At 63.5% G+C, this 13,864-nt stretch carries 14 protein-coding genes; 5 read left to right on the top strand and 9 right to left on the bottom strand.

What is annotated here, in order from left to right:
• Positions 1 to 3: 3 nt before the first annotated feature.
• The 3 genes from ACYQ6T_RS02285 to hemC are packed head-to-tail and all read right to left on the bottom strand — an operon-like array spanning position 4 to position 3,125.
• A complete protein-coding gene (locus tag ACYQ6T_RS02285) occupies positions 4 to 1,341 on the bottom strand; it encodes a uroporphyrinogen-III C-methyltransferase (protein WP_459827056.1) in 1,338 nt (445 codons plus the stop codon).
• Positions 1,298 to 2,098: a uroporphyrinogen-III synthase gene (locus tag ACYQ6T_RS02280; RefSeq protein WP_459827054.1), complete on the bottom strand. Its 801-nt coding sequence runs from the start codon at positions 2,096 to 2,098 to the stop codon at positions 1,298 to 1,300. The genes ACYQ6T_RS02285 and ACYQ6T_RS02280 overlap by 44 nt, the downstream gene beginning before the upstream one ends.
• 46 nt (positions 2,099 to 2,144) lie before the next feature.
• Positions 2,145 to 3,125, bottom strand: coding sequence for a hydroxymethylbilane synthase (gene hemC / locus ACYQ6T_RS02275; protein ID WP_459827052.1), 981 nt, complete (start codon positions 3,123 to 3,125; stop codon positions 2,145 to 2,147).
• Between the two features lie 69 nt (positions 3,126 to 3,194).
• Between hemC and ACYQ6T_RS02270 the strand changes: the two genes are divergently transcribed.
• The 5 genes from ACYQ6T_RS02270 to ubiT all read left to right on the top strand — a co-directional run bounded on the left by ACYQ6T_RS02270 (position 3,195) and on the right by ubiT (position 8,868).
• Positions 3,195 to 3,686: a thioredoxin family protein gene (locus ACYQ6T_RS02270; protein WP_459827050.1), complete on the top strand. Its 492-nt coding sequence runs from the start codon at positions 3,195 to 3,197 to the stop codon at positions 3,684 to 3,686.
• Entirely contained in the window at positions 3,683 to 6,442 is a 2,760-nt protein-coding gene (gene ppc / locus ACYQ6T_RS02265; protein ID WP_459827048.1) for a phosphoenolpyruvate carboxylase, read from the top strand. Before ACYQ6T_RS02270 ends, ppc begins: the two co-directional genes overlap by 4 nt.
• 95 nt (positions 6,443 to 6,537) lie before the next feature.
• The gene (ubiU, locus tag ACYQ6T_RS02260; RefSeq protein WP_459827264.1) at positions 6,538 to 7,539 is read left to right on the top strand and encodes a ubiquinone anaerobic biosynthesis protein UbiU; all 1,002 of its coding nucleotides are present in this window, start codon (positions 6,538 to 6,540) and stop codon (positions 7,537 to 7,539) included.
• Complete coding sequence (locus ACYQ6T_RS02255) at positions 7,536 to 8,426, top strand: U32 family peptidase (protein WP_459827046.1); 891 nt, start codon at positions 7,536 to 7,538, stop codon at positions 8,424 to 8,426. Before ubiU ends, ACYQ6T_RS02255 begins: the two co-directional genes overlap by 4 nt.
• Positions 8,419 to 8,868, top strand: coding sequence for a ubiquinone anaerobic biosynthesis accessory factor UbiT (gene ubiT, locus ACYQ6T_RS02250; RefSeq protein ID WP_459827044.1), 450 nt, complete (start codon positions 8,419 to 8,421; stop codon positions 8,866 to 8,868). Before ACYQ6T_RS02255 ends, ubiT begins: the two co-directional genes overlap by 8 nt.
• Before the next feature lie 2 nt (positions 8,869 to 8,870).
• Here ubiT and ACYQ6T_RS02245 read toward each other — a convergent pair whose 3' ends face one another.
• The 6 genes from ACYQ6T_RS02245 to ACYQ6T_RS02220 are packed head-to-tail and all read right to left on the bottom strand — an operon-like array spanning position 8,871 to position 13,775.
• Positions 8,871 to 9,479 (bottom strand): nitrous oxide reductase accessory protein NosL, encoded by a 609-nt coding sequence (locus tag ACYQ6T_RS02245; protein WP_459827042.1) that lies wholly within the window; start codon positions 9,477 to 9,479, stop codon positions 8,871 to 8,873.
• Positions 9,480 to 9,483: 4 nt separating this feature from the next.
• Positions 9,484 to 10,128 (bottom strand): hypothetical protein, encoded by a 645-nt coding sequence (locus ACYQ6T_RS02240; RefSeq protein ID WP_459827040.1) that lies wholly within the window; start codon positions 10,126 to 10,128, stop codon positions 9,484 to 9,486.
• A gap of 9 nt (positions 10,129 to 10,137) precedes the next feature.
• Positions 10,138 to 10,641, bottom strand: coding sequence for a nitrous oxide reductase accessory protein NosL (locus tag ACYQ6T_RS02235; RefSeq protein ID WP_459827038.1), 504 nt, complete (start codon positions 10,639 to 10,641; stop codon positions 10,138 to 10,140).
• A gap of 29 nt (positions 10,642 to 10,670) precedes the next feature.
• Complete coding sequence (locus ACYQ6T_RS02230) at positions 10,671 to 11,501, bottom strand: ABC transporter permease (protein ID WP_459827036.1); 831 nt, start codon at positions 11,499 to 11,501, stop codon at positions 10,671 to 10,673.
• Positions 11,498 to 12,481, bottom strand: coding sequence for an ABC transporter ATP-binding protein (locus ACYQ6T_RS02225; RefSeq protein ID WP_459827034.1), 984 nt, complete (start codon positions 12,479 to 12,481; stop codon positions 11,498 to 11,500). The genes ACYQ6T_RS02230 and ACYQ6T_RS02225 overlap by 4 nt, the downstream gene beginning before the upstream one ends.
• Positions 12,456 to 13,775 (bottom strand): nitrous oxide reductase family maturation protein NosD, encoded by a 1,320-nt coding sequence (locus ACYQ6T_RS02220; protein WP_459827262.1) that lies wholly within the window; start codon positions 13,773 to 13,775, stop codon positions 12,456 to 12,458. The genes ACYQ6T_RS02225 and ACYQ6T_RS02220 overlap by 26 nt, the downstream gene beginning before the upstream one ends.
• Positions 13,776 to 13,864 lie beyond the last annotated feature (89 nt).

Genomic DNA, 13,864 nt, shown 5'->3' with positions numbered 1-13,864 from the left:
GCTCTACTCCTTGGGCGCAGGCAGCGCGGTCACTGTGGCAACGCGTGCTTCGATTTCTGAGAGCGCCTTGAGCGACCGCTCCAGAGTAGGCCGCTCCACGCGCACCTTTTGCGCCTTGAGTTCAGAAAGCGCCGCTTGCGCCGCTCGGGTCTGGGGTGCGGCCGGGTCGAAATAGCGTGCGAGCGTCGCCTCGAGCTTTTCCAATGCCGTCCGATAGGCGATTTCGTCGCCGCGGCTCGCGGCAACGCGCGCGGCAGCGATCCAGTTGCTGATGTTGAGCTGCAGCGTTGCGCTCTGTTGCGGCGAGAGGAGTTCGGGCGCCTGCGCGTCGATCCGCTCGAGCCGCAGCCAGTGCGCCCACTCTTCGCCCACCGCGTGCCCGAAGGCGACCACCGCCGCCCACGCCCGCAGGTACCAGGGGGAATCGTCGCCGGTAGCGGTCGCAACCGTGTGGGCGCGATCGACCTCGGCGGTGAAGCGATAGGGGGCCTCGGTGAGGAGCTGGTCGAGCGAGGCGAGTTTGGCGAGAATCCCGTCGAGATCGACGCGCGGTGCCGCCTCGATCGCGAGCAGGTCGGCTTCGACCGCTTGCCGCAACGGGCGAAGAAGGGGCCGGTCGGCCTCTTTGAGGCGCGCCGCGAGGGTGGCGAGCGCCCCTTGCGCCGCGTTGAGGTTGCCATCCCAGGCGAGCTGCCGCTGGGCAAACGCGAGCGCCTCCCCCGCTTCGACGATCCAGCGGCGGTCGCCCAGTTTCGCGAGCGCCTCGGTCATCTCTGCCGCACTCTTGGCAATGGTCTGCAGCCGGTCGAGATCGGCCTCATCCTTAGCCAACCGTTCGCGGGTCTGCGCCAGCGACTCGGTCACCTCGCGCAATGCCTCCTTGAGCGCAGCCACCTGGGCGTCCACACCGGTGAGCCCCGCAACCTGCTGCTGAAGGGTTATGAGCAGCGCCTGCTGCGCCTGCACCTTGTCACTGAGGGCGGAGAGGTGGGCGAGCGACTCGGCACGGAGCGCCTGCTCCTGCCGCGCCACCCGGGTCGCAGCGTATTGCGCGTAACCGTACCCGCCCAACGCGACGATGAGCGCGAGCGTCCCCACCCACAGTCCAGCGCGGGACGGGGAGGCGGGTTCAGGCTTCGGAGGGGATCCCGCGGGTTCAGGCGCAGAAGAGGTTTCACGGGCAACCGATTCCGCCGAAGGGGACGGGACCACGGGGGGAGACTCAGCCCCTTGCGGTGACTGGGCAGCGGATGGAGATGGGGGCGCCTCAGGAGTGGCCTCAGGCGCGCCTCCCGTCTCAACACCCTCCGGGCGCTTGCCCGTTTCGCTCGCTTTCGTCATCGTTGAGACTCCTTCCAAAGTAAGCATCCAAAGTCGCGACCAACGCCTCGTCCCCCGGCTGCGGGGCAACGGCCATTTCGCGCCACCCGACCCGCTTCAATGCTTCAGCGACCCGAGGGTGGTTCACAACCGCGGGGAGCCGCTCGCACACCTCAGCGAAACGGGACGCCCCCATCGCCTGCGGCAGCATCTGTGCCGCTTCGCTGCTCGTTACGATGAGCGCCGCGATCCGCCCCGCGACAAAGGGTTGCCACGTCTCCTCGCGCCACCGCTCGGGAATCCGCCGGTAACACGACCAGGTGAAGAGTTCCGCGCCGCGCGCGCGCAGCACCTCGGCGAGCAACCCGCGCCCCCCTTCCCCTTTGACGATAAGCAGCTGCTTGCCCGCAATCGCGCTCGGTTGCGTCCAGGGCTCCCCCAGAACCGCTTCGCTGTCGGCTCCCGCACGAGGGTACCACACTTCGGGGAAACCCAGCTCGCGGAGCGTCGCGGCGCTCCCCGCCCCGACCGTTGCGACTGGGGGACCGGGCGGCCACGCGCGGTAGGCGCGGATCGCTCCCACCCCGATACGCGCGGCGTTGGCACTTACGAAAAAGATCCACGCAAAGGTGTCGAGCGCTTCTGCCCACCTTCTAGCATCTTCCGGGTCCACCCGCGGTTCGATCGCAAGAAGCGGCGCGACGATCGGTTCCCATCCGCGCGCAGCAAGAAGAGCAGCCAGATGTGCCGCCTGTCCCTCGGGACGGGTAATCCACACGCCCCGGGGGGTTCCCCTTCCCCCCGCGCACCCCGGAGGAACGGCGCTACTCCCCTGTTCGCTCACGCCCGGAAAGCCCCCCTTCCTGCGGGAGCGACAAGCGGGTGACGAGCTCCTCGGCCCCCTCGGCGATCAACTGTTCAGCCAGCGCGACGCCGAGCGTTTCGGCCGCGGCAACCGCACCACGGATCTCACCGCGATAGATCGCGCTCCCGTCCGGTTCGGCGACGAGCCCGCGTAACCAAAGGCTCCCCCCTTCGATCGTCGCGTAGGCGGCAATCGGCACCTCGCAGCTCCCGCCGAGGCGCCGGGCAAAGGCGCGCTCCGCAGCGACGCACGCGGCGGTAGCGGCGTCGTGGAGAAAAGCGAGCCATTCGGCCAGTTCATTCCGTTCGGCAAGGATTTCGACCGCGAGCGCTCCTTGGCCGGCGGCAGGCAGCATCAACGAGACCGGGAGTTCGGCGCGAATCCGCTCCGCCAACCCCAGCCGCTTCAACCCTGCCGCGGCAAGGACCACCGCGTCATACTGCCCTTCGTCGAGTTTGCGGAGCCGCGTGTCGAGGTTGCCGCGCAACGGCTCGACGCTGAGGTAGGGGTATTGGGAGATCAACTGCGCCTGGCGGCGCAGCGACGAGGTGCCGACGATCGCCCCGGGGGGGAGCTCGTCGAGCGACGCGTAGCGGTTTGAGACGAAGGCGTCGACCGGTGTCTCGCGGGGAAGAACCGCGGCAAGACGAAACGGTTCGCCCAAGACCATCGGCACATCTTTCATCGAGTGGACGGCGAGATCGGCACGGCGCTCCCACAACGCCACCTCGAGCTCCTTGACAAAGAGCCCTTTACCGCCGATTTTGGCGAGCGGGCGATCGAGAATCTGGTCGCCGCGCGTCGTCATTCCCAAAAGTTCGACGGTACAATTGGGGTCATATAGCTCGATCAGCTGCTGCACGTGGCGCGCCTGCCACAACGCCAGGCGACTTTCGCGCGTAGCGATCACCAAACGGTGGGGAGAGAAGCGGTGCGACATCAACGATCCTTGAAAAACTTGAGGCGCGCGGGACTTTACGCGGCGGTCACGTCCGGATGGGTATTGTTCATGGCTACTTTATCGATTGTACCACCGGCGGCAGCGCAAGCGCCGGGGAGCACAGCCGCAGCGCAACAGCAAACCGCAACCGATCTTCCCCTTGCGACCGACCTTGCCGCCGACGGCGCTTGGGCGGTGCGCGCCAAGCAGCCGATTCTCCTCTACTTTGAGCGGCGCGAGTGCCCCTACTGTGTTCGCGCCCAACGCTACCTCGAAGGGGTGGCGAGAAGCCACAGGGAGCGGGCGCGCTTTCGCCGGATTGAGGCCGACCGCACCGACCTTCCACTCACCGACTTCGCGGGCCAGCGCACGAACCACGCCGCCTTTGCCCGCGCGCTGAAAGGGACGCTCACACCGACGGTGGTGGTCGTTGCGGGTGACGGGACGCCCCTTGCCCCCCCGCTCGTCGGTCTCCCCGACGAATCGTTTTACAGTTACTATCTGGAACAGTTGCTCGAAACAGCTGAGGCGAAGCTCCAGAAGGGGGAAGCAGCGCGATGAACCAAGAAGTGATGACCAACGACGCCGACAAAGACGCGCCGTTGCGCGCCGAGATCCGCGAGCTGGGAAAGCTCCTGGGGGACGCGATCCGCTTGGAGCACGGGGAAGAGTCCTTCGCGCTGGTTGAGGCGGTGCGGCAAGCGTCAGTGGCGATCCACCGCGGCGACGCCGACCCCCAGGCGTTGCGCGCGCTCCTGGAACAGATGAGCCGGGATGAGGCGATCGTTGTGATTCGCGCCTTTACCCTCTTTTCGCACCTCGCGAACATCGCCGAAGATCAGCACCACCTGCGCCGAAGCCGGGCGCACGCAATCAGCGGCTCGCCGCCGAAAGCGGGCACACTGGAGCATACCCTGGCGCTGCTGGACGAAGCGGGGATCAGTCGCGACGCCCTCAAAGCCTTTCTCGCAACCAGCTGCATTCGGCCGGTGCTCACCGCCCACCCCACCGAGGTCCAACGCCAGGCGGTGTTGATGCGCGAACAGGAGATCGCCCGGCTCCTCGCCGAGCGCGACCGGACGCAGCTCACCCCTGAGGAGCGCGACGAGCTCGACGCCGCGATCCGCCGCGCGATCCGCACCCTGTGGCTCACCCGCCTCATCCGCCCCACCCGGATCTCGGTGCTCGACGAGGCAAACAACATCCTCAACTACTTCCGCACCACCTTCCTGCGACAGATTCCTGAGCTCTACCGGCAACTCACCCGCTTGATCGGCGAATGGGACGAAGCCCCCTTCTTGCAGATCGGGTCGTGGGTTGGGGGCGACCGCGACGGCAACCCCTTTGTCACCGCCGAAGTGCTGCGCGCAACGGTGCTACGCAACGCCGCGGCAGTCCTGGAATTTTACCTCGACACGGTCCATCGCTTAGGCGGCGAGCTACCGATTGCGGCGGGGCTCTCGCCGGTGACTGACGCGCTCGACGCGCTTGCCGAAACCGCCGGCCCTCCGTCGCCGCACCGCGCCGACGAGCGCTACCGCCTTGCCCTCATCGCGATCTACGCCCGGCTGGCCGCCACCTACCAGCGGCTCGTCGGCCACCTGCCGCGGCGACTCCCGAGCGTCACCTTGCCCCCCTACCCGAGCGCCGAAGCGTTCGCCGCGGATCTGGCGACGGTCGACGCGTCGTTGCGCGCCGCGGGCCTTGCCGAGATCGCGAGCGGGACGCTTGCGCGCCTCCGGAGCGCAGTACGGGTCTTCGGTTTTCACCTCGCCCACCTCGATCTGCGGCAAAACAGCGCCGTGCATGAGCGGGTCGTTGCCGAGCTCCTTGCCGCCGCCCGCCCGGGGGTCGACTACTTGGCGTTACCCGAAGCGGAGCGGGTGGCGTTGCTCCGCGCCGAGCTTGCGACTGCCCGACCGCTCGTCCACCCCGATTGGCGCTACAGCGAAACGACCCAAGCGGAACTGGCGATTCTGCGCACCGCCCGCTGGGCGCACGACACGATCGGCCCCGAGGTGATCACCCAATATGTGATCTCGAAGACCGACGCCGTCTCCGACCTCTTGGAGGTGGCGCTCCTCTTGAAAGAGGTCGGGCTCGTGCAGCCGTGGCGCAACCACCTCGCGGTGGAGATCGTGCCGCTCTTCGAGACGATCGCCGACCTCGAAGCGGCGCCGACGATCCTGCGCGCGCTCTTTGCCCTCCCCGAATACCGCGCGTGGGTCGCCGCGCGCGGCAACTGCCAGGAGGTGATGCTCGGCTACTCCGACTCGAACAAAGATGGCGGTTTCGTCACCGCGAACTGGGCGCTCTACCGCGCGCAGCAGGCGCTCGTTGCGACAGCCGAGGAGCTCGGGGTGCGGCTCCGCCTCTTTCACGGCCGCGGCGGATCCGTCGGGCGGGGCGGCGGGCCGAGTTACCAGGCGATTCTCGCGCAACCGAAAGGGGCGGTCGCGGGGCAGTTGAAGCTCACCGAACAGGGGGAGGTGATCGCGGCGAAATATGCCAACCCCGAACTGGGGCGGCGCAACCTCGAAGTGCTTGTCGCCGCGACGATCGAAGCGTCGCTCCTCGGCAAAGACGGCTCCGCCCCCGACCCCCGCTTTGAAGCGGTGATGACGGAGCTTTCTGAGCGGGCTTTTCGCGCCTACCGCGCACTCGTCTACGAAACCGAAGGGTTCGAGCAGTTCTTTTGGGAGGCGACGGTGATCGACGAGATCGCCCACCTCAACATCGGCTCGCGGCCGGCGTCGCGCACCACGAGCCGTCGGATCGAAGATCTGCGCGCGATCCCGTGGGTCTTTTCGTGGTCGCAGGCGCGGATCATGCTCCCGGGGTGGTACGGCTTCGGCACCGCCGTCGAAGACTGGGTCGCAGCCGGTGAAGCAGCAGGGGAGAGCGCCGAAGCGCGGCTGGCGCTGTTGCAACGGATGGCGCGCGAGTGGAGTTTCTTCGCCACGCTCCTTGGCAACATGGATATGGTGCTGGGGAAGAGCGACCTCGCGATCGCGAAACGGTATGTGGCGCTCGTTCGCGACCAGCAGCTTGCAGAAAGCATCTTCGCGACGATCGCCGCCGAGTGGCAGCGCACCGTCCGCTGGCTCTTGGCGATCACCGGGCAGCGGGAGCTGCTCGACGCCAACCCCCTCCTCAAGCGGTCGGTGCAGAACCGCTTCCCCTACATCGATCCGCTGCACCTGGTGCAGGTGGAGCTCCTGCGTCGCCACCGCGCCGGCGAGGACGATCCGCGGCTGCGGCTCGGGATTCACCTCTCGATCAACGGCATCGCGGCGGGGTTAAGGAATAGCGGGTAACATTTGACCTGGGTCAAGGCGGCTAGGAGCAAAACGCGCTATCCTTTATTTAGTTGACCTTACCGAGATAGCGCTCGCCGATGCCTGCGGAAACGATGGAACTGGTCTGTCCGGCTGGAAACCCTGAAATGGTGCGCGCAGCCGTCGAGGCGGGTGCCGATGCCGTCTATCTGGGGCTGCGTAACGCCACCAATGCCCGCCATTTTCCCGGGCTCAACTTCACACCACACGAACTGACCACAACGATTGCGTGGGCCCACCAGAAAGGGGTTCGCGTCTTTCTTGCGATCAATACGTACCCCAAAGAGCACAATCGTGACCTCTGGCATCGTACCATCGACCAAGCGGCAGAGCTAGGTGTCGACGCGCTGATCCTTGCCGATCTGGGGTTGATGGCCTATGCCCACGAGCGCTACCCCGAGGTGCGGCTACACGCCTCAGTACAAACTTCAGCAACTTCCGCACCAGCGCTGCAGCTTCTCGCGCGGCGCTACGGTGTGGTTCGCGCGGTTCTTCCGCGGGTGCTCAGCATTGACCAGGTAGCGCACGTCTGCAAAGAGGCTGCCCCACTCGAAATCGAAGTATTCGGTTTTGGCGGCCTCTGCATCATGGTGGAAGGGCGCTGTTCACTGTCGAGTTACGCCACCGGCGAGGCACCCAACCATCACGGAGCCTGTTCGCCAGCCCACTTCGTCTCCTGGGAAGAGCGAGAAACAGGAATGGAAGCTCGTCTCAATGGTTTTTTGATCGACCGCTACGCCCCGGATGAACCAGCCGGTTACCCGACGCTCTGCAAAGGGCGTTTTGTTGTCGATGGAGAGATCGGCTATGCCCTCGAATCGCCAACGAGTCTCAACACCCTCGACCTTCTCCCTGAACTCAAACGGTGTGGGGTGCGGGCAATCAAAATAGAAGGCCGACAGCGCAGTGTCGCCTACATCCGTACCGTTACCCGCGTCTGGCGGCAGGCGATCGATACACTCGCGAAATATCCTGACGACCACTTCACGGTCCAGACAGAGTGGCAAGAGGAGCTCGCACGCATCAGCGAAGGCGGTCAAACTACGCTGGGCCCCTACAGCCGCCCGTGGAAATGACGATGGAGATCACGCTCGCACCCCTCCCCTATTTCTGGAGCCGGCAGGCCACTTTCGAATTCTACGCCCGCATCGCAGAGAGCGCCGTCGACCGCGTATACCTCGGCGAAACGGTCTGCCCTCGTCGCCAAGAGCTGAAAATTGCCGACTGGCTAGCCGTTGCCGAAATGTTGCGCGAAGCGGGTAAAACAGTCATCCTCTCGACCTACACTCTGATCGAATCACCGAGCCAGATCAAATGGCTGCGGAAATTGAGCGAGAGCGGTTGGCCCATCGAAGCCAATGACCTGACAACCGTCTCCCTACTCGAAGAGGCGGGGGTCGTTGGCTGGACTGCTGGACCACAACTCAACGTCTATCACGCGACAACGCTTCGCGAATACGCTGCAATGGGGGCGACCCGCTGGATACCCCACCACGAGCTAAGCCGAGACGACATCAAGCGTCTCGTCCCCCATGCGCAGACGCTCTCTCTTGCTTGCGAGGTCACTGTTTGGGGACCGCTGGCACTTGCCCACTCCTCGCGCTGTTTCACTGCACGACGCTATGGCCGGCCGAAAGACGACTGCGGCTTTTTGTGCCAGCAATGGCCAGAAGGGTTACTGATTGAAACCCGCGAAGGGGCTCAATTTTTGCGCATGAATGGGGTTCAAACCCAATCGGCAAAATGGTGGTCGCTCCTTGATCGACTGGAAGAGCTCTCCTCATGGGCGAACGCCGTCCGGATCATCCCCAACCTGAATGACACCGAAGGGGTGATTGCTGCAGTTGCGGCCTGGCGGGAGCACCGCGAACCCCCTGCCCCCACGTGGGTCGCCCCCGAACGCTGCTGCAACGGCTACTGGTTTGGTCGCGCGGGTTACGAATGGGTGAGTGACGGTGCATAACCGGTTTTTTCAGCTTTTCTCGGCACTCTTGGGACGGGTACCCCGCTACCCGCTCACGCTCCTCTTTTGCGAAGCGCTCAACCGCCACCTTCTGCCCCATCTCGACCGCGAACGATTGAGCCCCTTGCTGGATCAGCCGATCCGTATCAACGTCTCCGACCTCTCCTGGCAGTTCGATTTTACCCTTGCCCCCTTTGGCTTCCGCCCCTATATGGGTATCGCGCCTCGCCTCACCTTTTCCGCCCCACTTGCCGTCTATCTTGCGCTGATCGCCCAAGAGGAAGATAGCGACACCCTCTTTTTCCAGCGCCGTTTGCGGATCAGTGGCGACACGGCTATGGGGCTCCTTATCAAAAACACCCTCGACGCGCTGCCGCGAGAGGTGGTCCCCTCCCTCTTCTTCTCTCTCTACCCAACCCTCAAACGGTGGGTAGCAACCTGACATCACCAGCGAAACTTCTCGTAGAGGTCGGCAAGGCGCAGCAGTTCCCCCCCCTTTGCCATTGCCAGCGCGCGCGCTGACGTCTCATCCCCGCACGCGGCTGGCTCAGGACGCCCCATTGGCCCGATCAGTTGCGGCGAAAAAACGAACCACGCTTGCTCGCCCGCAATCCACGTCGGTTCGTCACGACAGTAATCCCGGACCCAGATCGCCACCGCACGTTTGCGACTGCTCTCCACCTCCCCCGCCTGGCGCAACCACTGGTCGTGAATCACGAGGTCGCGCGGCGCATCATAAAAATCGACCCGGCCCGCTTCATCGATGCGCTGCGCTGCCCATCGCGGGTAACGCGCAGGGTACATCCCGCAGATCGGGCAACGCGCTGTTTCCGGAATCGTTCGCGGAGCCAACGGGTCAGGGCCGTCCCGCTGAGGATCGTACGCATGAGGCGGCGTTCGTCCCTCGAGATCGGTGGAGCAGCTCTCCTCGTGGTCGACGGTTTTTCGGTTGCGAAGAGACCACAGAGCCCAACCACCCGCAGCGATTGCACTCAGCACCGTAGCCAACCCTGCAGCCAACCAGCGCCGACGTCCCGCGACGAACCCGCGCATCTTTCTAGCGCTCCAAGCCGGTGAGGTGGCGCAAAACCTGCCGAACGTTCTCCACAGGCGGAGCAGAAGGGGAGGTCAGCGGATCCCCGACAACCGCTCCTGTCGCAGTGTGGCGGTGAGGTCTCTCCAACCACTCCCTGTGGGGAGCCGTATCGATTCGCTCCATTGCCCCGTCGCTTCCCTCCCAGACGAAGCTGTACGCTTGGGGTGTCGCGAAGCGTATCCACAGCGAGATCCCATTCGCCATCCGACAGTGGACCGCGTCGAGCAACCGCTCCCATTCAGCCACGCCGTGGCTCTCCCCCTCATCGGCTAAGAAGTGGGCAATGAGGTCAAGCACCAAGGGTTGAGATTCGCCACCCTCGACCCGCTCTCCTTGTGCGACACGCAACTTCTTCGCCAGCTCACTGCGCGCACGTTCGCACTGGTCACGCAGGAATACCGCGCTCAGATAGCGCTCCCACCCGTCGTGTCCCTCTGAGTCATGACCGTCGGCCAACCGTTTTCGCCACTCATCGAGATCGGCAACCCCTTCTGCCCGAAGTAACGAGTCTGCAGCCGTCCGCGAGCGGTATACGACCAGTGCCAGCGCGTCGATCTCTTGGGCAAGCGGTGCGGGAATGTCGCGATAGAAGTCGTTGAAAGCCATAGCCGCTCCTCACATCTTGTCGTCATGCAACGCCCCACCGTCGAGGCGAACATCCTCCGCGGTCACCTCGGCGAACGACTTCACCGTACCGCCGTATTGACGGGCAAACGCCTCGGCCTCCGCACGGGTCGCAAAACTGGCCGCGGTCGGTCCCATCGACCCCATTCGCGATGACCCGAAAACGTAAAAAGCAGAACGCGCGTCGATCCAGTGACCGCGCGGTTGTTCCCACTCCGCTTTTCCCATATCCTGGACGAACGCGCCGGCGATTGCCTGCACACTCTCGGGCATTTTCAATGTGTGGAGCAGCTCGACGCTATCGCAAAACCAATCAATCCGTCCGTCAGCATAATGGATTTGCCCCTTCGGCCCCGGAAAATCGGCCAAATACATTCCATCCAGGACGCACGCTTCCGCCTCGCCAAAATCTTTCGGTTTCGCCACCCCGCCCTGCTCCGGGGTACAGGCCGTCAGCAGAAGCGCCGCCACGCAGGCCACACCCCAGACCACCATTCTGCTAAGTAAAACTCTTTGTGCACGCCTCATCGCATCTCCTCACCATTGCGGCGAAAACGGTAGTTTGCCAACACCAACGGAATCGCGAGCCATGCCACCAATGCCAACGCCAACCACAGAGGCCTCGACGCCACCGCGGGGAAAAGGTCGGTCACTCCCCGCAGTGCCTGAAGGTTTCCTGCCGCAGCTAAACCCCATACGCGAAAGAGATCGGCCGGATTGAGAAACATCACCCAAGGCAACCATCTCCCGGCCGGGTGAGCGCCCAGCAGTACCATCGCCGCCAACAACACCAGATCGAAAACCAAAACCAGCACAAACCACACGACGATCGCCATCCCCGAAGCCCGACTCCGATCCCGCGCCCAAGTGGACAGCCAAAGAGCGATCGCCAAAAAATCGAGACCGAGCAGAATAGAGCCGAACGTGAACTGGGCCCAGATCCCCCACACCGACCAACCAACCCGTAACGTCATCACAATGCCGGCCCCCCCGAGACCGACACCGGTCGCGACCGCCAATGCGGCACCTAGGCCGAGAAATTTACCGATAACGATCGCCCCTTTGGGGATCGGCAATGAAAGGAGAAGATCGAGCGTGCCGCGCTCCCGCTCCCCTACGATCGCATCATATCCAAGCATCAGGGCGATTAGCGGTACCAGAAAGATCGCCAGGCTGGTCAGGCTGGCCACTGCGGCTTCGACGCTGCGCAATCCCACTGCACCTTGCGCTGCCCCCCCCAAGAAGGCAATAGCCAGTGAGAAGAGGGCAAAAACAACCGCAACCACCCACACCCAACGGCTGCGAACCCGGTCCCGAAACTCCTTCCGTGCAATCGCAACGAGCGCACCCTTCATGCCGCCTCCTCACCGGTCAGCTCTCTCTGCCCTTCGAGTGCCAGGGTAAAGAAGACCTCTTCCAACGTCGCCTCCCGCCAAGCCCAATCGACCCAGAGGGTTCGGTTGTCGAGCAACCATGCCAGTGCCTGGTCTTTCTTGCCGTTGGGCCATGAAAACCAAACCCCTCCACCTGTCCGTTCGAGCAACACAGCCCCGACTCGTTCAGCAGAGCCGATCAGTTCGGCCAACGACGAGGCGTCGCGCCCCTGCAGCCAGAGACGAGCTGGTAGCGCCGCCCGTTGGCGCAAATCGAACACCGACCCGACCGCGACCAACCGCCCCTGGGAGAGAATCGCGACGCGATCGGCACGCTGCTCGATTTCAGCAAGGATATGGGAAGAGATCACCACAGTCGTCCCACGCTCCTGCCAGAGGTCGACCAGTTGGTAGAAGTCGCGAATCCCCATCGGATCGAGGCCACTCGTCGGCTCGTCGAGAAAGAGCAGTTTCGGCTCCCCCAAAAGCGCCTGCGCCAACCCCAAACGCTGCCGCATCCCCTTGGAGAAACCGCGTACTGGCACCTTCGCCGCACTGCTCAGTCCCACCTCCTCCAAACGGCTAGCAATCTCGCGCGGCGAAATCGCCAACCCTTTGAGTTCAGCGAAATAGCGCAATGTCTCTTCAGCGGTCAGATTGTCGTAAAGAACCACCTGTTCGGGCAGGTAACCGATGGCGCGACGCAATGCCCGTTGTTCGCTATCGTCGCGGCCGGTCAAACGATGACCGAAGAGTTCGATCGTCCCGGAAGTGGGTGGGAGCAGGCTCAACATCATCCGGAAGAGGGTGCTCTTACCCGCTCCGTTGTGACCGATCAGTGCGAACCGCTCCTGTTGTTCAATTGCGAACGAGACATCGGCGACTGCCACCTTGGAACCAAACCGCCGAACGACATGGTTGGCGCGAACAACGGGATCACTGGCGGCGGAAGCGGTGGCCATACCACTTTTCTCCTTCTGGATGGATCGGTTTGAGATGGGGGTGGAGATCGACCACCGTCGGTTGTTTCAATACCGGGAACTGGGCGCTCACGAAACGCAGGAGCTCAAGCGCTGGGGAGGAAAGCAACACCTGCGCCAACGGATAGCGCCACAACAGATGGTCGACGACACCGACCGCCTCGTAAGGTAGATCGCCGATCCCGTCGCCATCGCGGTCCCATCCCACATATTGGCTCCAATAGTTACCGGAATTTTCTCCCCAGGTCAGGGTCCGCGTGCCGGAATAGCGGATGTTTTGCTGGTTACCGATGAAGTCATTCCCTTCCACCTGGTTGAAGGTAAAACCGGCGGTGACATGAGCACCGATCTCATTGTCGACTACCACATTGTCGCGAATGACCGCATAGTTGGTGTTGTAGATGAAAAACCCGCGTGCGTTTCCCGCAGTGACATTGCCCTCGACTACCCCGTTTTGCAGCGTCCGCAACATAATCCCAATATCCGAATTGCCCCAAACGCGGTTGTTACGCACCACCTGATCCCGAACTTCCATCAATGCCAAACCGGTCCGGGTCGCAAAAACCTCGTTCTCCTCCCAGACATTGCGATAAGAGTTCATGTAGTGGGTCCCGTAGCGGAGGTGGTGCAGCCGGTTGCCACGAAAGAGGGCATCGTGTGAGACATCGACGTAGATCCCATCACGGACGAAAGAGATATCGTTGGCGATAATTTGCGCATGACGTGAGTTGTAGAGCTGAATTCCGTTTCCCCTTTTCGGTGAGAGAAAATCGCGCTTACCGGTGATCAAATTTCCCTCGACCCGAACGTGGTCGGCTTGTTCGATATAGACTCCAAACGTGACATAACTGAAGACGTTGTTGCGAATCACCGCTCGATGCGCACCCGGCTGTACCCGTATTCCCGAATGTTCGGCCTGCACATCGTTGCCCGAATTGCGAATGATGAATCCCTCAACGGTCACATCAGAGGCCGTGATCTCGACCACATGCCCCTGCATCCCGCCATCGATCACCGTGCGTCGGCCCGCAGCGCGCAGAACCAGTGGCCGATCGATCCGCAAAGGACCATGATAGACCCCAGGATAGAGAAGAACGGTTGCCCCCGCGGGTGCGCCCCGTAGCGCCTGCTGCAGGGCGACATCGTCGCGCACTTCGTACACTCCCCCGGGCGCAGGGGAAGGGGGGGATGACGCTGCACCGCACCCGACTGCAACCACCCAGAGAAAGAACGCCCTTCCCGCCGCCCCCAGTAACCCCCACAGTCGGCTGCGCATTCTCATGCGGTTCAACCCGTACCGCCCAACCACCGCACCGCCCAGTAGAGCGCAGCGCCGATCAGGAGATTCTTAATTTGACTGTGTCA

Source organism: Hydrogenophilus islandicus (genome assembly GCF_054657095.1).
This window is presented reverse-complemented; position numbering and strand designations above follow the sequence as displayed.